The organism is Poseidonocella sp. HB161398, assembly GCF_005870025.1.
In the GTDB taxonomy this organism is placed as follows: Bacteria; Pseudomonadota; Alphaproteobacteria; order Rhodobacterales; family Rhodobacteraceae; genus Mangrovicoccus.
Genome location: NZ_VATA01000024.1, coordinates 80,214 through 99,895 on the forward strand (window position 1 = coordinate 80,214; position 19,682 = coordinate 99,895).

Sequence of the window (19,682 nt, forward strand, 5' to 3'; positions counted from 1 at the left end):
GGCGCTAAGGTCGCCCCCATGCTGCTCGAGGCCGTCGACATCGCGAAGAGCTTCCCCGGCGAGGCCGGGCCCGTCACGGTGCTGGGCGGCGTGTCGCTGTCGCTCGGGCAGGGCGAGACGCTGGCGCTGACCGGCGAGAGCGGCTCGGGCAAGAGCACGCTCCTGACCATCCTCGCCGGGCTCGACCGGCCCGACCGGGGCGAGGTGCGCCTGGGCGGCATGGCGCTCGGTCCGCTGAAGGAGGCGGAGCTGGCCGCCGTGCGCCGCGGCCGCATTGGCCTGGTGTTCCAGCAGTTCAACCTCGTCCCCTCGCTGAGCGTGGCGCAGAATATCGCGCTGCAGGCGCGGCTTGCCGGGCGGCACGACCCGGACTGGACGGCGGCGCTCGCGGAGCGGCTGGGGCTCGGGGCGCATCTGGGCGCCTATCCCGAGACGCTTTCGGGCGGGCAGCAGCAGCGCGTCGCCGTCGCCCGCACGCTGGCGGCGAGACCCGAAGTGATCCTGGCCGACGAGCCGACCGGCAATCTCGACGAGGCGACGGGCGACGCGGTGCTGGGCGAGATGCTGGCGCTGGTGGCCGAGACCGGGGCGGGGCTCGTCATGGTCACCCATTCGGACCGGCTGGCGGCGCGGCTCTCGCGGCGGCTGCACCTGGCGCGCGGGCGGCTGGCGTGATCCGCTGGAGTGCCGCCGCGCTCCTGTCGCACTGGCGGCGGCATCCGGGGCAGCTTGCCACGCTGCTTCTGGGCCTGGCGCTGGCCACGGCGCTCTGGACCGGGGTGCAGGCGATCAATGCCGAGGCGCGGGCGAGCTATGACCGCGCGGCCTCTGCGCTGGCGCAGTCGGACCTGCCGCTGATCGTGCCGCGCGAGGGCGATAGCCTGGCCGTCGCCGACTATGTCGCGCTGCGCCGTGCGGGCTGGCAGGTGGCGCCGGTGATCGAGGGGCGGCTGCGCCTGGCCGACGGTTCGGCGCGGCTCGTCGGGCTCGATCCGCTGACCGCGCCGGCCCTGCCCGGAAGCGGCGGCGAGACCGACCCGGCCCGCGCGCTGCGCGATTTCATCTCCCCGCCCGGAGAGCTGCGCGGCCATCCCGAGACCCTGGCCGAGCTGCCCGCGGAGACGCCGGGACGGCGGGTCGCGACCGAGGCGCTCTCGCCCGGCACGCTGGTCGCCGATATCGGCACCGCGGCGCGGCTCCTGGGGATGGGGGACCGGGTGACGCGGCTTCTGGTCCTCGCGCCGCCGGGCCCGGAGGTTCCGCCGCTGGAAACGATCGCCCCCGGGCTGCGGGAGGCGCCGCCGTCGCCCGGGACCGACATCCGCGGCCTGACCGGCAGCTTCCACCTGAACCTGGCCGCTTTCGGCATGCTCGCCTTCGCGGTCGGGCTCTTCATCGCCCATGGCGCCATCGGCCTGGCCTTCGAGCAGCGCCGCGGCGCGATCCGCACGCTGCGCGCGCTTGGCGTGCCCTTTTCCACGCTCGCCGCCGTGCTGGCGGCCGAGGCGCTGGCGCTGGCCCTGGTTGCGGGCGCGGCCGGGGTGGCGATGGGCTACGTCCTGGCGCTGGCGCTCCTGCCGGATGTGGCGGCGACGCTGCGTGGGCTCTACGGCGCGCCGGTGGCCGGCAGCGTGGCGATCCGCGCCGAGTGGTGGGCCGCGGGGCTCGGCATGGCGCTCCTCGGCACGATGCTGGCCTCGGCGCAGTCGCTCTGGCAGCTCAGGCGCCTGCCGCTCCTTGCAGCGATGAAGCCGCGGGCCTGGGCGCTGGCCTCGGATGCGGGGCAGCGGCGGCTGGCGCTGGCGGGGCTGGTCCTTCTCTGCGCGGTGCCGGTGGCGCTGCGCATCGGCGGGCTGGCGGCGGGCTTCGCCGCGCTTGCCGGGCTTCTCCTTGGCGCGGCGCTGATCCTGCCCGCGGCGCTTTCCGCCGCGCTCGCGCTGGCGGCGCGGGGCGCGCGCTCGGCGCTTGGCGAATGGCTCTGGGCGGATGCGCGCCAGCAGGTGCCGGGCCTGTCTCTGGCGCTGATGGCGCTGCTCTTGGCGCTCTCGGCGAATATCGGCGTCTCGACCATGGTGGCGAGCTTCCGCGCGACCTTCGAGGGCTGGCTCGACCGCCGCCTCGCCTCCGAGCTCTACCTCTCTTTCGACAGCGCCGCGCAGGCGGCGGCCTGCCTGCCGGGGATCCCGGCCGAGGCGGTGCTGCCCGTCACCCGCGCTGAGGCCGATCTGGGGGGCGCGCCCGGGCTCTTCTACGGGATGGCGGACCACCCGACCTACCGCCGCGACTGGCCGCTGATCGCGGCGGTGCCGCAGGTCTGGGACCGGCTGGTCGCGGGCGAGGGTGTGCTCGTCAACGAGCAATGGGCGCGCGGCGCGGATCTGGCGCCGGGCGGCCGTGCGCAGATCGACGGGCGCGGCTGGGAGGTGCTGGGCGTCTATGCCGATTACGGCAATCCGCGACGCCAGGCGATGGCCGGGCTCGAGGCCTTCCGCGCGCTGCATCCCGGGCTGGAGGAGACGCGCTTCTCGCTGCGGATCTCGGGCGATCCGGCGGCGGAGGCGGCGCGGCTGGTCGCGGCGGGGCTGCGCCCCGACCAGGTGACCGACCAGCAGAGCCTGAAGGCCGAGTCCCGCGCGGTCTTCGAACGGACCTTCGCCGCGACCGACGCGCTGAACCTGCTGACCCTTGCCGTGGCGGGCGTGGCGATCTTCACCTCGCTCCTGACGCTGCAGGCGCTGCGGCTGCCGCAGGTGGCACCGCTCTGGGCGATGGGGCTGACGCGGCGGCGGCTGGCGGCGCTCGACCTGGCGCGGGCGGGGCTGCTGGCGCTGGCGACGGCGCTGCTGGCGCTGCCGGTCGGGTTGGCGCTGGCCTGGCTGCTGCTTGCCGTGGTCAATGTCGAGGCCTTCGGCTGGCGCCTGCCGATGCGGCTCTTCCCGGCGGACTGGCTGCGGCTGGGGCTCCTGTCGCTGGCCGCGGCGCTGCTGGCCGCGCTCCTCCCGGCGTTGCGGCTGGCGCGGGTCAGCCCGGCGCGCCTGCTGAGGGTCTTTGCCGATGCCCGCTAGGATCACCCGCCGCCGCGCTCTGGCGCTCCTGTCCTGCGCCGCCACGCCCGCCATGGGGCAGGGCTTCGCCGGGCTCGGGCAGGATGCAGAAGGCTTCGCGCTGCCCCGGCCCGGCAAGGTCTTCCGCTTCCCCGAGGATCACGGGCCGCATCCGCGCTTCCGCATCGAATGGTGGTACGTGACCGCCAATCTGCAAACCCCCGACGGCGCGCCGCGCGGACTGCAATGGACGCTCTTCCGCTCGGCGCTGGCGCCGGAGGAGCGCCCCGGCTGGGCCTCGCCGCAGATCTGGTTCGCCCATGCCGCCATGACCGGGCCCGACCGCCATCTGGTGGCCGAGCGCCGCGCCCGCGGCGGTATCGGCCAGGCCGGGGCCACCGCCGCGCCCTTCGAGGCCTGGATCGACGACTGGCAGATGACCGGCCATCCCGGCGCCGATGCGCTCGACCGGCTGAGCCTGCATGCCGCGGGCGAGGGCTGGTCCTACGACCTGGAACTGTCGGCGGAGGGCCCGCTCGTCTTCCATGGCGAGGACGGCTATTCGCTGAAGCATCCGCGCGGGCAGGCGAGCTACTACTACTCGCAGCCGGGCTACCGCGCCGAGGGCCGGCTGGCCTGGCCCGGGGGCACGGAGGCGGTGACCGGCCGTGCCTGGCTCGACCGCGAATGGTCATCGCAGCCGCTCGAGGCCGGGCAGACCGGCTGGGACTGGTTCTCGCTCCATCTCGAGGGCGGGGCGAAGCTGATGGTCTACCGGCTGCGCGATGGGGCGGGCGGCTACACGCCCGGGACCTGGATCGGCCCCGGCGGGCGGGCCGAGCCGATCCCGGATGGCGAGATCGCGCTGGAGCCGCTCGACTGGACGCGGATCGGCGACAGGCGGCTGCCGACCTCCTGGCGGATCGCGATCCCCGCGCGCGGGCTGGTGCTGGAGACCCGCCCGGTCAATCCCCGCGCCTGGATGGGCACCGGCATCGCCTATTGGGAGGGGCCGGTCTCGGTCTCGGGCAGCCTCGGCGGGGAAGGCTATCTGGAGATGACGGGCTATGACTGACCTCGCGGCGCTTTTCGACGAGGCCTGGCAGATGCTGGAGGACGGGGTCCGCGACCGCGCCGCCGCCGCGCGCCTGCCGGTGCTGGCAACCGCCGGTCTCAACGGTGGCGCGGAGGCGCGGATGGTCGTGCTCAGGGCCGCCGACCGGCAGGCGGCGCGGCTCGAGGTCCATACGGATGCGCTCAGCGGCAAGGCGGCCGAACTGGCGGCCGATCCGCGCGCGACCCTCGTCGTCTGGGATCCGGGCGCGGCGCTGCAGCTGCGGCTGCGGGTGCGCGCGACCCTGCTGCCGGGCGATCCGCAGCGCTGGGAGGCGGTGCCGGGCCTGGCGCGCGCCGCCTATGGCGGCACCCCGCCGCCGGGCACGCCGCTGGGGCAGCCCTCCGACTGGCAGGCCGCGCCGCGGATCGAGCGGCATCTGGCGCTGCTTCTCGATCTCGAGGCGCTCGAGGTGCTGCATCTGGGCGTCGCGCTCCACCGCCGCGCGCGGTTCGAGGCGTCGTCCGGCTGGCAGGGGCACTGGATCGCGCCCTGACCGGGAAGATGATAGCCCGATCTTAACCATGCGCGCCTAGCAAGGAAGCGTAGTCAGGAGCGACTCGGCATGCGCTCCGGTAGACAGTTCGCGTATCCAGAAGGACGCCCCATGGCAGAGATTTCCCACATTCCCGGCGCGATTGCGCCCGGCTTCTCCTTCAACTGGGACAGCATTCCCGAATATGTCCTCGGGGTCACCTGGGAAACCTGCGAAGGGCGCGGCGTCGCCTCGATCCTGGAGCATTACGGCGAGGCGGCCATCCTGCGCAGCCCGTCGCGGGTGCTCTCGGGATCGCGCGCCATCCTGTCGGAGGCGCTCTCGGGCCTGGCGGAATTCCCCGACCGGGAGCTTCTGGGAGAGGACGTGATCTGGCACGCGACCCCCGCGGGCAAGGACATCGCGGCGGGGTTCCATGCCTCGCTCCGGCTCAGCGCGCGGGGCACCCATCTGGGCGAGGGGCGCCATGGCGCGGCCTCCGGCCGCCGCTGCCACGCGCGCATCCTGACCGACATGTGGTGCGCGGAGAACCGCATCCACGACCTGTGGATGGTGGAGGACAGCGCGGCGCTGGCGGCGCAGCTCGGGCTCTCGCCGCGGGCGGTGGCCGAGCGTCTGATCGTGGCCGAGGGCGGGCCGGAGCGCTGCGTCACGCCGCTGACCCCCGACAACGATCCCGAGGGCCCCTATTTCGCCCGCGGCAACCGCAGCGCGCCGGGCGAGGAGCTCGAGGATCTGCTGCGCGAGCTGATGAACGGCGCCTTCTCGATGATCCCCGACCGCTACGACCGCGCCTGCGAGCTGCATTATCCGGGCGGCGTGCCGGAGCAGGGGCACCGCGCCGCCGACCGGTTCTGGCTGGGCCTGCGCTCGGCCTTCCCCGGCGCCGCCTTCCGGGTGGAGCATGTCAGCGGCATGGAGACCGACGGCCAGATGCCGCGCGCGGCGCTGCGCTGGTCGCTCTACGGCCGCCATGACGGGCCGGGGCTCTTCGGCGCGCCGACCGGCTGCTATGCCTATGTGATGGGGATCACCCATGCCGAGTTCGGCCCGCGCGGGCTGCGCCGGGAATGGACGCTGATCGACGACTGCGCGATCTGGAAGCAGCTGCTGCTGGCCGCGGCCTGACAGCCGGCGCCGTGTCCTGGCGTCGTCCCGCAGCGTCCGGCCCGGTCCGATTGCCAGCGCCGGGGCCGCAAAGGGGCGCCGGGCGACCATTGCCCGGGCGGGCGAGGCCGATCAAAGGCAGCCGGGCCTGCCGCGATGCCGGAGCCATCCCGTATGACCGCCCCGTTCTGCTGCGGAAACGAGCTTAACATGGCTCGTAGCTCGTAGCCGGAAGATGACGGTGGCAGCGAGAGCGATTGCCGACATGAAGACGAGCGGGCACCCGTCATAGCGGGTCGCCACGCGCCGCCGATCTTTGAGAGAGCTGATACTGTTGAAAAACCCCAGGTGCGGTCGAGAGGGGCCCCGAAGTTGGAACCTTGTTCCCAAGCTTGGCTGAAGAAGTCGGATATCGAAGCATTTGCGCCCAATCGCGGAACGTCTTCCCTCGAGTTGAAGGTCCGCGGGCAGAGTTGCGAGTTTTTCGACAGCATCGGCTGAACACGCATGCGATACGGTGGCGGCGCTTTTAGCGGCGTTTGCCGCGGGGGATCGCCAGCTTCGGGCCCGTCAGGGAAGGGGGGCACATCTGAATCTCGAGCGCGTCCAGAGCGTTGCGGTACCAACCGGCGTTCGCCAAGCCATTTGGACGGATGGCGCGGCGGGGCTCACTATCAGCGGTCCGCAACCGGCCACTCCGCGTCCGGCAAGGAGGCCCGCGAAGCCGCTGCTCCCTCGCCGCCGCGCATCCGCTCTCCTGCAGAGAATTGCGCGGCGATGTCCCGAGAGGATGGCCCTCCGTCAGGTGGAAGCCGATCGACCGCCCGAGAAGGTCGGCAGCGGCAAGCAGTTTCGAGTTCATGTCGCCACTTCTCGCGGAAACGGGCCTCGCGCATTGGTCCCTGTTCCTCTCAGCCTGTCTCGCCAACCGTCCGCGCTGCTCGTTTGGCGGGAAAATGATCCACTGGGGCGATTGCACTCGCCGGGAGCCCCGGACGCCGTCCGCTGGGCCTTCAGGAAAGCCGCGTCGATCAGAACGGTCTTCGTCTTCCGGCCTTTTAAGGTCGATCCGTCCATGATCCGGGCGAAGACGCCCATTCGGTTCCGGCGGATCCAGCGGTTGTGCAACGTCTTGTGCGGGCCGTGCGACGAAGTCGCGTCGCGCCAGTGCACGCCGTTGCGAGCGAGGAAGTCAGCTCTGCGCAGCATCCGCCGGTCATCGCCCGGGTGGTGACCGCGCGTCTCGGGGAGTTCGGAAGATCGGCAAATGATCCGGAGGAGTTTTCGCCCGACGCAGAAATGGTCCGGGTTCATCAGGTTCGGCGAGCAGTTGAACCGCCTTACTCAGTCAGCCGCAACGGGTCTTTCATCATGCAACTCCAGCAAACGTCCTGACTCACGCCTCGCCGAAGAAATCAATGTTTCTCGTCTCTGAGGGTCCGCCATGCTCTCTTCGGCGTCGCTGGTGTCGTGGGAACTAGCGAAGCTTCGACGCCGTCGACGGAGGGATCCCGCGGGGACGGCACGGTGCCGATCATGGTGGAGGCGGCCTTTAGAGCAGATCGCCTCCAGAGGCGCGGTGCAGCCTGCGTTTGCCATCGGGAGAGCCGGCAGGGTCGGGGTGCTGGCGCCAGGCTGAACCGAGGGATGCCGCCGATGGCCAGACCGGTGATGCGGCTCCGCACGCTCGTGTTGAGCGGGGGCGCCCCATCACCGGTCCGAGGGCCGCGCCCCGGGCGGCGATGCGGACCTGTTGCACGGGATGATTGGCTTCGCCGCGGAACGGCCGATGGCATTCGGGCGACTGGTCGTCCATCCGCCGGATCGACGGCAGCGGGAAGGAGGTCGGTGCCAGAGTCGGGGCCGTATGCGACGAGAAGAGCTGCAGCCGGATCGCGCAACGCAACGGCTGTCGCGACCGGGACTGGCAGACCTGTGGCAGCTGCATCGTGTTGCGCACCCGCGCCTCCGGACCGGTTCCTGCCTCCGGTCCCTCCTCGCGCTGCGGCGGTGGGCGGGCAAGGCGCTGACCGCCGCCATCCAGGCGGCCTGCGGTCACGGCGGCCCGACGCGGGCGATGGGCGGCACCGGGATCACGAAGAGCCAGGTCAGCCGGCCCTGCGCGGAGATTGGCGCATGGGTGGATGCCGTCCTGACGGGGCCGATCGAGGGGAAATGGCCCTTCGGCGTGGGAACGGCTCCGCCGGAGCCCTTCCTCTTCCGCCCCGGCTCATGGATCGGCGCGACCTGTCTCAAGGTACGCAAGGGCGGGCGCGCCGCCGTCGGGCTCGAATCAACAGCGCCTTCGCTGGGGGCCTGTTCGCACCCGCCGCGATGGTGACGGCCGCGGACAGCCGCCATGATTGCGCCACCGGTCCGAGCCCGATGGCAGGCGGGCGGGCGCAAGGTCCTGGGCATGGCGATCGGCGCGTGCTCAGCGAGGCTGTTCAAGGTCGTGCACGGGGCTTTCGCGGCGCCACCGGCGCCACGGTTCCAATTCATCCCTGCGCGATCTCGTGCGCCGTGTCCTCGGCGGCGCAAAGCTGGTGATCTCCGGCGGGCTTGAGGGCATCACGGCCGCGACCGCACGGCGGCTCTCCGCCACCTGGCAGCGCGGCCGCGTGCATTTCGTCCATGGCGCGAAGAGCCTTCGCCGGGGGCCCTCATTGCCTCGGCCTTCGCCCAGACCGGGCGCGCCGCCGCCAGGGTCCAGCGGCGCCTCGCCGTCGGCCGGAGGCGCCGCGAGCTAGCCGAAGCGCGCCATGCCCATGGACCGGACGGAGGAGGACGTGCCGGCCTGCATGAGCTTCCGGGCCCGGCCCCGAGCCAGGCGTCACGGCACGACCCCGATCGCGCGCCCGAATGGCGAGATCGGGCGGCGTCCGGGCATTCCTTCGGACCGGCGGCCGTCAGGCCCTCGCTTGTCGACGAGGCCGCGATCCGCAGGCTGGAAGGAGCGAGCCTGATGGAGCTGGCCGGGGAATGGACGAGGCAGCGCGCCAGCTGCATGGCGCTGGAAACGCCCGCGCCGGTCTGCGCCGATGTCCCCGCAGCCTGCCTGCGGAAGGCGGAGACTGGCCAGCCCGGCCCGCAAGCCGACGCGAGGCCCGTCGCGAGCTGCGAGGATCACAGGCCAGATCTTGCCGGCCACTGCCGGGCCGTCCCGCGCGGGCGATGAGGGAAGGTTCCAGGCGGTGTTCCCGATCGGCAGAGCGCGACCCGTCGGCCGATTGCCGAGCCTCGCGCAATGGAGGGTCCGGGGGCAGGGGCCGGTGTTCCGCGCCGCTCGAACGCGGCGGGATGGCGCGCTGGGAGGGCGGGAAAAGCGGCATTGCGGCGCCTGCGGAGGGCGGAAGGGCGCGATGTGGTGGTCATGACGCTGGAAAAGCGGGGCTCCTTGCGCTAGAATCGCCTTCAGACCCGGAAAACCGGGCTGGGCAGACAGGCAGGCATCCATGACCGAAATGGTGTACGGCGCAGCGCCAGTGGTGCGCGGCGATCCGATGATTCCCCGCTGGTGGCGGACCGTTGACCGATGGTCGCTGATCAGCATCATCATCCTGATGGGCATCGGCCTGCTTCTCGGCCTCGCCGCCTCGCCGCCCCTGGCCGAGCGCAACGGGCTCGAACCCTTCTGGTACGTGAAGAAGCAGCTGATGTTCGGCACGATGGGGCTGATCGCGATGATCGCCGCTTCGGTCATGCCGGTCATGACGATCCGCCGCTTCGGCATAATGGGCTTCGCGCTCTGCCTGGCCGCGCTGCTCCTGCTGCCGGTCTTCGGCACCAATTTCGGCAAGGGCGCCATCCGCTGGTACTCGCTGGGCATCGGCTCGGTGCAGCCCTCGGAATTCATGAAGCCCTGCTTCGTCATCCTCTCCGCCTGGCTAATGGCCGCGGCGCACCAGATCGACGGGCCGCCGGGCCGCTTCATGAGCTTCTGCGTCGCCGTCTTCATCGTCGGCACCCTGGCGCTGCAGCCGGATTTCGGCCAGGCCTCGCTGATCGTCTTCTCCTGGGGGGTGATGTACTTCGTCGCCGGCGCGCCCTGGTGGATCCTCTTCGCGGTGGCCGGGCTGGTCGTCGCCGGGGGCGTGACCGCCTACAACCTCTCGAGCCACTTCGCCGGGCGGATCGACGGCTTCCTCGCCACGACAGTCGATCCGACCAGCCAGATCGGCTATGCCTCGAACGCCATCCGCGAGGGCGGCGTCTTCGGCGTCGGCCTCGGCGGCGGCGAGGTGAAATCGACGCTGCCCGACGCCCATACCGACTTCATCATCGCGGTCGCGGCCGAGGAATACGGGCTGATCCTGGTGCTGGTGATCCTCGCGCTCTACGCCACTGTCGTGCTGCGCTCGCTCCTGCGGCTTCTGCAGGAGCGCGACCCCTTCGTGCGCATCGCCGGGACCGGGCTGGCCTGCGTGCTGGGCATGCAGGCGGCGATCAACATGGGGGTCGCGGTGCGGCTCCTGCCGACCAAGGGGATGACGCTGCCCTTCGTCTCCTATGGCGGCTCCTCGGTGATCGCGGCCGGGCTGACCGTGGGGGCGCTGCTGGCGCTGACCCGCAAGCGGCCGCAGGGGCGCATGGCCGACGTGCTGGCGCGGGCGGACCGTCCGTGAGCGCGCCGCTCCTGGTGATTGCGGCCGGCGGCACGGGCGGGCACATGTTCCCGGCCCAGGCCCTGGCCGAGGAAATGCTGTCGCGCGGATGGCGGGTGAAGCTTTCCACCGACGAGCGCGGCGCGCGCTATGCCGGGGGCTTTCCCCAGGAGGTGGCGCGCGAGGTCGTGGCCTCGGCCACCTTCGCGCGCGGCGGCAAGCTCGCCCGGGCGGTGGTGCCGCTGAAGATCCTCGCCGGAGTGGCCTCTGCCGTGCTGGCCATGCGCCGCGACCGCCCCGCCGCGGTGATCGGCTTCGGAGGCTATCCCTCGATCCCGGCGATTGGCGCGGCCTGGCTCCTGAAGCTGCCGCGGCTCCTGCACGAGCAGAACGGCGTGCTCGGCAAGGTGAACGAGCAGTTCGCCCGCCGCGTGCCGGTCGTCGCCTGCGGCACCTGGCCGACCATCCTGCCCGCGGGCGCCAATGGCAAGCCGGTGGGCAATCCCGTGCGCCAGGTGGTCCAGGACCGTGCCGGGGCGCCCTATATCCCGCCCGGGGACTATCCGCTGAGCCTTACCGTCTTCGGCGGCAGCCAGGGCGCGCGCATCCTCTCGGACGTCGTGCCCGAGGCGGTCTGCAGCCTGCCGGAAGAGCTGCGCAGCCGGCTGCGGGTCTCGCAGCAGGCGCGGCCCGAGGATCTCGACCGGGTGCGCTATGCCTATGAAAGCGCGGGCGTCCAGGCGGATGTGCGCGACTTCTTCACCGACATTCCCGCGCGGCTGGCGGAATGCCAGCTGGCCATCGCGCGTGCCGGGGCCTCGTCGATCGCGGATATCTCGGTGATCGGCCGCCCGGCGATCCTGGTGCCCTATGCCGCCGCCGCGGCCGACCACCAGACCGCCAATGCCCGGGCGCTGGTCGAGGCGGGCGGCGCGATCATGATCCCGGAAACAAAACTGCAGCCAGCGGCGTTGGCTGCGCAGATCGTCACCATCCTGCAACAGCCCGACATCGCCGTGAAGATGGCCCATTCCGCCCTGGCCGCCGGTCGTCCAGATGCAACCACCCGTCTGGCCGCGCTGGTCGAGTCCGTCGCCGAAAACAAGTAACGAAGAAGAGGAAGAGCAGATGAAACACTGGGAGGCCGCCATGCACGCCGCCACGAAACTCCCCCTCGGCCTCGGTGCCATCCATTTCGTCGGGATCGGCGGGATCGGCATGTCCGGCATCGCCGAGGTTCTGCTCAATCACGGCTACACGATCCAGGGCTCGGACGCGAAGACCTCGAAGATCACCGACCGTCTGGTCTCGCTCGGCGCCAAGGTCTTCGAGGGCCAGCGCGCGGAGAACCTGGACGGGGCCGAGGTGGTGGTGATTTCCTCGGCGATCAAGCCGGGCAATGCCGAATACGACGAGGCGCGCCGCCGCGGCCTGCCGATCGTGCGCCGTGCCGAGATGCTGGCCGAGCTGATGCGGCTGAAATCGAATGTCGCGGTGGCCGGCACCCATGGCAAGACCACGACGACGACGATGGTGGCGACGCTGCTCGACGCCGGCGGGATCGACCCGACGGTGATCAATGGCGGCATCATCCATGCCTACGGCTCGAACGCGCGGATGGGGCAGGGCGAATGGATGGTGGTCGAGGCCGACGAATCCGACGGCACCTTCAACCGCCTGCCCGCGACCATCGCCATCGTCACCAATATCGACCCCGAGCACATGGAGCACTGGGGCTCGGTCGAGAACCTGCGCAAGGGCTTCGACGATTTCGTCCATGGCATCCCCTTCTACGGCCTTGCCGTCTGCTGCACCGACCATCCGGAGGTCCAGGCGCTGGTCGGGCGCACCCATGACCGCCGCATCCTGACCTTCGGCTTCAACGCCCAGGCCGATGTCCGCGCCACCGGGCTGCGCTACGAGAAGGGCGTCGCGCATTTCGACATCTCGCTGCCCGATGGCGAGAAGATCGAAGGCTGCACCCTGCCGATGCCGGGCGACCACAATGTCTCGAACGCGCTCGCGGCCGTCGCGGTGGCGCGCTATCTCGGCATGAAGCTCGAGGATATCCGCGAGGCGCTGGCGAATTTCGGCGGCGTCAACCGCCGCTTCACCAAGGTGGGCGAGGCGAATGGCGTCACCATCATCGACGATTACGGCCACCACCCGGTCGAGATCGCCGCGGTGCTGAAGGCCGCGCGCCAGTCGGTCGAGCCGGGCGCCCGCGTCATCGCCGTGCACCAGCCGCACCGCTACTCGCGCCTCTCCTCGCTCTTCGACGATTTCTGCACCTGCTTCAACGAGGCGGACGTGGTGGGCATCGCCGAGGTCTATGCCGCAGGCGAGGCCCCGATCGAGGGCGCGACCCGCGAGGGCCTAGTCGCAGGCCTGATCCAGCACGGCCACCGCCACGCCCGCGCGGTGATGGACGAGGACGACCTGGAGCGCCTGGTCCGCGAACAGGCCCGCCCCGGCGACATGGTCGTCTGCCTCGGCGCCGGCACGATCTCTGCCTGGGCCAACCGCCTGGCCGAACGCCTGACCGCCTGACCCGCCCCGCGCCGGGCTTGACCCGGCGCCTCCCCCGGGGTTGCCTCGGGACGAATTGGTTTGGGTGGTTTGATGGCGGCCGAGGATATCCGGGACCAGGACAGCCTTCGGGCCTGGCTGGAAGAGCAAAATAGTTACGAGACCTCGGTAGCTATCGCAACCCGCGCAGCACTTCGGGTGCAGCCAGCTCTTTGGCGTGGTGTTTTTCCGGTGAATCCAGACGCTGAATCCAGTGCTTTGGCGTGTTTGAGGTCCTGCTTGACATGTCTGGTGGCTGCGAAAGTTCCAACCGAGAGGTTCAGACTTGTTGCCTTCAATTCCGTGGGCGCCTCAATCAACACTGCTGCCGGAACCTCGGCCAGTTTCGCTGCAGCGCGTATCGCGGCCGCAGCCGCCGCAACCGTAGCTGCAGTAGACTCAGCGGTGCACTTGTTTGCCTCCTATACCGCAGCCGACAACGCCACTGTTTCTGTCCGAAATAGGTCAGTTGCCCCCGATGGTCGTTCTGTCACATGGCGTGGCACCTCTGTTACAGTCGGTGGTGGGGTAGATACGCTGAGCGATGCCTTCGGACGTTGGGGCGAAATTAGGATGGATGCGTCTCGGCTATCGGCAGAGACAGACATTCTAACAAAACCCCTCTGGGCTCAGAACTCAACGTCAGAAATGGATTGGTCCGAGATTGGCGAGGCGTGGCACGCTGCCGGGGAGCCTTGGGCGACCTTCGCCTCATGGTACGAGGACCTGCTGTCCGACGCTCCGTCCCCCGACTGGCCGCTGCTCGAACGCATCGCCCTCATCGCGCCCGATCAGTGGGAGGGCGAGGACGGACCGCAGAAGATCGCCGCCCGGATCGCCGAATTCCGTCTGGAGCGTGGTGTGATGGCGACGGCGAGCGGCGAGCGTGTCATTCGGAACCAGGAAACGTCGTTATTCCGGGTGGAGCCGGTCACGGAGATCGCCTCGGACCACTTGCGCCACGTCACAGATATCCTCTGCGATGCGCTCGACCTTTTCCCGAGCGATGGGGCGTTGGGGAACCAGTTCACGGCGATCTCGGCGGAACTCGACATCGTCAGGAAAGCAGTCGCTTCCTACGCTGACCGTCCCACCCAGCTTCACATGTCCTGCACGCGGGTCTTGAGGCGCACCGGCATCAAGGTGGACCGCGGCGAGTGTCCAGCTCCAAGTGAAGATGCCGATCTCGATGATTTCCTGCATCTCGTGACCGATGCCAAGGCGACTCTGATGGAACGCGACCCTAGTGTTCAGGAGGCCGTCGCCGCCCGAGCGGGAACGTCGTTGCGGGACATGTCCTCCGACGAAGCGGAGACGATCATCGCCGCGGCGGACGAGGCTGCCGCGCAATCGGAAGGCATCCTTGCAGAAGAGCTGCCAGATCAGGCGCGTAACGCCGCTGATGCGACGCTGCCGATAGAAGAGCGCCGGGAGAATTTTGTTGCCGCTTCAGGCAGGCTTCTCCGCATCTATCTGCTGTCGGGCTGGACCGGCTCGAAGAAGGCGCTGGAGGAGGTCGAAAGCCTCACGAAGACCGCCGCCGGAATCTCGAAGAACATTGCAGTCGTCTCGGCCTCCGGCATTGGCTTGTGGCAGGCGTCACCACTGCTGAAGAAAGCCGTGGACATCATTCTCGCGTCATTCTGACTCTAGATGGCATTCGCTTCGGCGTCTGGTGGAGGCAGATTGGGCAGCGACTGCATGGGCAGGCGCGACTGCGCCTGGTCGTGCTGGAAGCATTACACTGGCGTGACGGGCAGGCAGGCGCAGCCAGGCGTTGCCGCAGGGCGGGTCAGCTGATCAGCCCGCGTGCTCAGGCACAGTCCGGTCCCGGGGGGCGCGCTGGTCGAGACTTTGCGGCAGGCGGAGCTGCTCGATCCGGCCGACGCATCGGTGCTGGTCGTGAGTGCGAATGTGGCATCGGCTGCCTTGGTGGGCGCGATTGTTCTGTTCGTGCTGCAAACACGCCTTCGGCGTGCCGGGCAGGCAGGCCCAACCCGCCGGTGCCGCCGCGCGGGTCAGCTGATCGGTCTGCGCGCTCAGGTGCATTCCGGCCCCGGGGATCGCGCTGGTCGAGACTCTGCGGCACGCGGAGCTGCTCGATCCGACCTGCGGCAGCGCCGGGCCGGCCGCGCATGCGGATGCGGCAGCGACTGCCCGGGGAAGCCCAAATGCGCTGGTCGTGCCGGGAGCATGCCACTGGCGGGGACCGTCGGCGGCGCTGGACCGGCCGATTGTCCAGTGTCCGCACTCAGGCGCAATCCGCCCCCGAAGGAATGACGGTGGCGGAGACGCTGCGGCAGTCCGACGTGCTCGAGCCGAGCGGCACGCCGTCCTCGGTCGTGCGGGTCGTCGTACTTGTGGAGGTCGAGTACTCCACGCAGCCCGTCAGGCTGGCGGCGAGGGCGAGGAGCAGGGCGGCGCTTTTCATTCTCTGGGGTCCTTCTCTCCGGGACGGCGGGAAACCGCGCGGCCGGGTGCGGGGCGGGATGACTCTTTCCGGACAAGGAGCTAGAGCAGGCGGCATGGAAAGCAACCGCCCCCTTGCCCCGCTCACCTGGCTCCGCTGCGGCGGGCCGGCCGAGATGTTCTTCCAGCCGAAGGACCTCGAGGATCTCCGCGCTACCCTTGCCGGGCTCGACCCGGCAACTCCTGTTTTCCCGCTGGGCCTCGGCTCCAACCTGATCGTCCGCGACGGCGGCATCCGCGGGCTGGTGATCCGGCTCGGCCGCGGCTTCAACGGCATCGCCTTCGAGGACGGCCGCGCCATCCTGGGCGCCGCGGTGCCCGATGCGCAGGCGGCGAAGCGCGCGGCGGCGGCGGGGCTGGACCTGACCTTCCTGCGCACCATCCCCGGCAGCATCGGCGGGGCGGCGCGGATGAATGCCGGCTGCTACGGCGCCTATCTGGCAGATCATTTCCTCGAGGCAGAGGCGGTCACGCGCCAGGGCGAGGTGGTCACGCTGTCGCCCGCCGACATGGGCTTTGCCTACCGCCATACCGGCCTGCCGCCCGACATGGTCATCACCCGCGTCACGCTGGCCGCCGAACAGGGCGACCCCGACGCGCTTGCCGCGAAAATGGAGGAGCAGGTGAAAAAGCGCGACGCCTCGCAGCCGACGAAGGACCGCACCGCGGGCAGCACCTTCCGCAATCCGGCCGGCTTTTCCTCGACGGGGCGGGCGGACGACACGCACGAGCTGAAGGCCTGGAAGCTGATCGACGAGGCGGGGATGCGCGGGGCCGCGCTCGGGGCGGCGCAGATGTCGCAGATGCATTCCAATTTCCTGGTGAATACCGGTGGCGCAACTGCCGCAGATCTGGAAGGGCTGGGCGAGCTGGTGCGGAAAAAGGTTTGGGAATTCCACGGCATTGAGCTAGTCTGGGAAGTGCAGAGGGTGGGCGAGACGCTCGCCGGTACACCCGAAAATAACTAAATAGTAACCGACCTGGAGCTTAATCCGGGCGGCAGAGCAGTCAGAGGCCGAAAACGGCCCGAGTGAGAGGCAGGGGCATGATGTCAGACCCCTTGGTCGCGGTCCTTCTCGGGGGACCGTCGGCAGAGCGCGAGGTTTCGCTATCCTCGGGCCGCGAATGCGCCAAGGCGCTGCGGACCGCCGGATTCCGCGTGACCGAAATCGACCCGAGCGAGAAGATCGCGGAGCAGCTTGCTGCGGCCGCCCCGGATGTCGTCTTCAACGGCCTGCATGGCCGCTGGGGCGAGGACGGCGCGGTGCAGGGGCTTCTGGAATGGCTGAGGATCCCCTATACCCATTCGGGCGTCACCGCCTCCGCGCTGGCGATGGACAAGCAGAAATCCAAGGCGGTCCTGGCCGCCGCGGGCCTGCCGGTCATGGAAAGCCGGATCGTGCCGCGCAGCGTGGCCGAGGCCTCGCATGTGCTGCCGCCGCCCTATGTGGTGAAGCCCAACAACGAGGGCTCCTCGGTCGGTGTCTACCTGGTGCAGGAGGGCGCGAACGGCCCGCCGAAACTTGCCGCCAGCATGCCCGAGGAGGTGATGGTCGAGACTTTCGCCCCCGGGCGCGAGCTGACCACCGCGGTGCTGGGCGACCGGGCGCTGACCGTGACCGACATCCTCACCGACGGCTGGTACGACTATGACGCCAAGTACCGCCCCGGCGGGTCGCGCCACGAAATCCCGGCGGACATCCCCGGGGAGATCGCCGCGGCCTGCCTCGACTACGCGCTGCGCGCCCATCGCGCACTTGGCTGCCGCGGGCTCAGCCGCACCGATTTCCGCTGGGACGAGAGCCGCGGGATCGACGGGCTGATCCTTCTGGAGGTCAACACCCAGCCCGGAATGACGCCGACCTCGCTGGCGCCCGAGCAGGCGGCGCATTGCGGCATCTCCTTCCCCGAGCTCTGCCGCTGGATCGTGGAGGACGCCTCATGTGGCCGGTGAAGCAGCCGCGGGAGGATTACGCGCCGACGCGGATCGCCTACCGCGTCAACCGGCTGTGGCTCTCCCCGGTCTTCCGCCTGACCATGCTGTGGCTGCTGCCGATCGGCGTGATCGGCGGCGGCGTGACCCTCTGGGCCAGCCAGCCCGGCTCGCAGGAGCTGATCCGCAGCGTCGAAGTCGCCGTCACCTCGCGGCTGCGCGACCAGCCGGATTTCCAGGTCAAGCAGATGGCGGTGAAGGGGGCCTCGCCCGAGCTGACCCGCGAGATCCGTCGGGTGCTCGACCTGCAATTCCCGATGAGCGTGCTCGATCTCGATCTCGACGAGATCCGCGTCAAGGTCTCGGCCTTCGACGCGGTGGAGCATGTCAACGCCCATGTCGTACTCGGCGGCGCGCTGATGCTGGAGATCACCCAGCGCCAGCCGGTGGTGATCTGGCGCAATGCGGGCGGTCTGGCGCTGCTTGACGAGGCGGGGCACCGCGTGGCGGTGACCGACCGGCGCGACGGCGCGCCCGAGCTGCCGCTGATTGCCGCGGCGGGCGCCGACAAGGCGATCCCCGAGGCGCTGGCCATCGTCGCGGCGGCCGAGCCGCTGAAGGACCGGCTGCGCGGCCTGGTGCGCCAGGGCGAACGCCGCTGGGACGTGATGCTGACCGGAAACCAGGTGATCCAGCTGCCCGAGACCGGCGCGGTCGACGCGCTGGAGCGGGTGCTGGCGATGGACGAGGCGGGCGACCTGCTTGGCCGCGACATCCGGGTGATCGACATGCGCAATCCCGACCGGCCGACGATCCGGCTCGGGGATGAAGCCTTTGCCTATCTCAGGACCCTGCGCGGGCTGGAAAAAGGGATGACCAACTGATGATCGACCTCTACGAAACCCAGCGTGCCATGCGCCAGATGCGCAAGGCGGCGATGCAGCGCGGCGTGGTGGCGATCCTCGATATCGGGACCTCGCAGACCACCTGCCTGATCCTGCGCTTCGACGGCGGCCATCTGCCCGGGCCCGACGGCGTCGGCCCGCTGGCCGGACAGTCGCGCTTCCGCGTGATCGGCGCGGCGACGACCCGCTCGCGCGGGATGCGCTTCGGCGAGATCGACGTCATGCAGGAGACCGAGCGCGCGCTGCGCACGGTGGTCCAGGCGGCGCAGAAAATGGCGCAGGTCCGCGTCGACCACGCGATCGCCTGCTTCTCGGGCGCCGGGCCGCGCAGCTACGGGCTGGCCGGGCAGATCGACCTGGCAGGCGAGGCGGTGCGCGAATCCGACATCGCCGCGGTCCTGGCCAGCTGCGAAGTGCCGGATCTCGGCCCGGACCGCACCATCCTGCATGCCCAGCCGGTGAATTTCGCGCTCGACTACCGGTCCGGCCTGACCGATCCGCGCGGACAGGTGGGCAATGCGCTGGCCGCCGACCTGCATCTGCTGTCGGTCGATGCCGGCGTGGTGCGCAATCTGCTGCACTGCATCAAGCGCTGCGACCTGGAAGTCGCGGGCATCGCCTCCTCGGCCTATGCCTCGGGCATCTCGGCGCTGGTCGAGGACGAGCAGTCGATCGGCGCGGCGTGCATCGACATGGGCGGCGGCACCACGAGCCTGTCGATCTTCATGCGCGGCCACATGATCTATGCCGACAGCGTGCGGATCGGCGGGGCGCATGTCACCTCGGACATCTCCAAGGGCTTCGGCATCTCGCTGAGCCTGGCGGAGAAGATCAAGTGCTACTACGGCGGCCTGGTGCCGACCGGGCGCGACGACCGCGACATGATCGAGCTGACCGGCGAGACCGGCGACTGGGAGCATGACCGCCGCGAAATCTCGCGCTCCGAGCTGATCGGCATCATGCGTCCGCGCGTCGAGGAGACGCTGGAGGCGGTGCGCGCGCGGCTCGATGCCGCCGGGTTCGACGCGCTGCCGAGCCAGAAGATCGTGCTGACCGGCGGGGCCAGCCAGGTGCCCGGCCTGATGGGTCTGGCGGCGCGGATGCTCGGCCACCAGGTGCGCCTCGGCCGTCCGCTGCGGGTCCAGGGCCTGCCGCAGGCCGCAACCGGGCCGGGCTTCTCGGCGGCCGTGGGCCTGTCGATGTTCGCCGCCCATCCGCAGGACGAATGGTGGGATTTCGAGATCCCGGCCGAGCGCTATCCCGGCCGCTCGCTGCGCCGCGCGGTGAAATGGCTGAAGGAGAACTGGTGATCCCCGCCCGGGATTGACCGGTTCTTTACCACGGCTCTGGGCCTTGTTGCACAAATCGTGCGAGGGATTCACTGCATGAATCCAGCATGATAGCCGGTAGGCATGAGCAGTTGGGCCCCTACGAAGTACAAG

Annotated in this window: 14 protein-coding genes and 2 pseudogenes; 14 read left to right on the forward strand and 2 right to left on the reverse strand. The window is 70.2% G+C overall.

Annotated elements, in window-relative coordinates; translation table 11 throughout:
• The first annotated feature begins 18 nt into the window (after window positions 1–18).
• The 5 genes from FGX59_RS19035 to FGX59_RS19055 all read left to right on the forward strand — a co-directional run bounded on the left by FGX59_RS19035 (window position 19) and on the right by FGX59_RS19055 (window position 5,782).
• Window positions 19–675, forward strand: coding sequence for an ABC transporter ATP-binding protein (locus FGX59_RS19035; protein ID WP_138468716.1), 657 nt, complete (start codon window positions 19–21; stop codon window positions 673–675).
• Window positions 675–3,065 (forward strand): FtsX-like permease family protein, encoded by a 2,391-nt coding sequence (locus FGX59_RS19040; protein ID WP_138468734.1) that lies wholly within the window; start codon window positions 675–677, stop codon window positions 3,063–3,065. The genes FGX59_RS19035 and FGX59_RS19040 overlap by 1 nt, the downstream gene beginning before the upstream one ends.
• On the forward strand, window positions 3,055–4,119 hold the full coding sequence (locus FGX59_RS19045) for a lipocalin-like domain-containing protein (RefSeq protein WP_138468717.1): 1,065 nt from the start codon (window positions 3,055–3,057) through the stop codon (window positions 4,117–4,119). The genes FGX59_RS19040 and FGX59_RS19045 overlap by 11 nt, the downstream gene beginning before the upstream one ends.
• Entirely contained in the window at window positions 4,112–4,654 is a 543-nt protein-coding gene (locus FGX59_RS19050; protein ID WP_138468718.1) for a pyridoxamine 5'-phosphate oxidase family protein, read from the forward strand. The genes FGX59_RS19045 and FGX59_RS19050 overlap by 8 nt, the downstream gene beginning before the upstream one ends.
• A gap of 111 nt (window positions 4,655–4,765) precedes the next feature.
• Window positions 4,766–5,782: an ester cyclase gene (locus tag FGX59_RS19055; RefSeq protein WP_138468719.1), complete on the forward strand. Its 1,017-nt coding sequence runs from the start codon at window positions 4,766–4,768 to the stop codon at window positions 5,780–5,782.
• A gap of 204 nt (window positions 5,783–5,986) precedes the next feature.
• Here the strand turns inward: FGX59_RS19055 and FGX59_RS19060 are convergent.
• A pseudogene (locus FGX59_RS19060) lies at window positions 5,987–6,082 on the reverse strand (IS5/IS1182 family transposase); the annotation flags it as partial.
• 1,429 nt (window positions 6,083–7,511) lie between these two features.
• On the opposite strand from FGX59_RS19060, the pseudogene FGX59_RS39715 reads away from it, so the two are divergent.
• The 5 genes and pseudogenes from FGX59_RS39715 to FGX59_RS19095 form a co-directional block, all read left to right on the forward strand.
• Window positions 7,512–8,376, forward strand: a pseudogene (locus FGX59_RS39715) (transposase); the annotation flags it as partial.
• An 840-nt stretch (window positions 8,377–9,216) separates the two neighbouring features.
• Window positions 9,217–10,386 (forward strand): FtsW/RodA/SpoVE family cell cycle protein, encoded by a 1,170-nt coding sequence (locus FGX59_RS19080; RefSeq protein WP_138468723.1) that lies wholly within the window; start codon window positions 9,217–9,219, stop codon window positions 10,384–10,386.
• The gene (locus FGX59_RS19085; RefSeq protein ID WP_138468724.1) at window positions 10,383–11,474 is read left to right on the forward strand and encodes a glycosyltransferase; all 1,092 of its coding nucleotides are present in this window, start codon (window positions 10,383–10,385) and stop codon (window positions 11,472–11,474) included. Before FGX59_RS19080 ends, FGX59_RS19085 begins: the two co-directional genes overlap by 4 nt.
• 40 nt (window positions 11,475–11,514) lie before the next feature.
• Entirely contained in the window at window positions 11,515–12,915 is a 1,401-nt protein-coding gene (murC, locus tag FGX59_RS19090) for a UDP-N-acetylmuramate--L-alanine ligase (RefSeq protein WP_138468735.1), read from the forward strand.
• Window positions 12,916–13,581: 666 nt separating this feature from the next.
• Window positions 13,582–14,580 carry a hypothetical protein gene (locus FGX59_RS19095; RefSeq protein WP_138468725.1) on the forward strand — a complete coding sequence of 333 codons (999 nt, stop codon included), beginning with the start codon at window positions 13,582–13,584 and terminating at the stop codon, window positions 14,578–14,580.
• 604 nt (window positions 14,581–15,184) lie between these two features.
• Here FGX59_RS19095 and FGX59_RS19100 read toward each other — a convergent pair.
• On the reverse strand, window positions 15,185–15,364 hold the full coding sequence (locus tag FGX59_RS19100) for a hypothetical protein (RefSeq protein WP_138468726.1): 180 nt from the start codon (window positions 15,362–15,364) through the stop codon (window positions 15,185–15,187).
• Window positions 15,365–15,422: 58 nt separating this feature from the next.
• On the opposite strand from FGX59_RS19100, the gene murB reads away from it, so the two are divergent.
• The 4 genes from murB (at window position 15,423) to ftsA (ending at window position 19,550) form a co-directional block, all read left to right on the forward strand.
• Window positions 15,423–16,370 (forward strand): UDP-N-acetylmuramate dehydrogenase, encoded by a 948-nt coding sequence (gene murB, locus FGX59_RS19105; RefSeq protein WP_138468727.1) that lies wholly within the window; start codon window positions 15,423–15,425, stop codon window positions 16,368–16,370.
• Window positions 16,371–16,447: 77 nt separating this feature from the next.
• Complete coding sequence (locus tag FGX59_RS19110; protein ID WP_138468728.1) at window positions 16,448–17,356, forward strand: D-alanine--D-alanine ligase; 909 nt, start codon at window positions 16,448–16,450, stop codon at window positions 17,354–17,356.
• A complete protein-coding gene (locus FGX59_RS19115) occupies window positions 17,344–18,219 on the forward strand; it encodes a cell division protein FtsQ/DivIB (RefSeq protein ID WP_138468729.1) in 876 nt (291 codons plus the stop codon). The genes FGX59_RS19110 and FGX59_RS19115 overlap by 13 nt, the downstream gene beginning before the upstream one ends.
• Window positions 18,219–19,550, forward strand: a complete 1,332-nt coding sequence (gene ftsA / locus FGX59_RS19120) for a cell division protein FtsA (protein ID WP_138468730.1) — start codon at window positions 18,219–18,221, stop codon at window positions 19,548–19,550. The genes FGX59_RS19115 and ftsA overlap by 1 nt, the downstream gene beginning before the upstream one ends.
• Window positions 19,551–19,682: the final 132 nt, after the last annotated feature.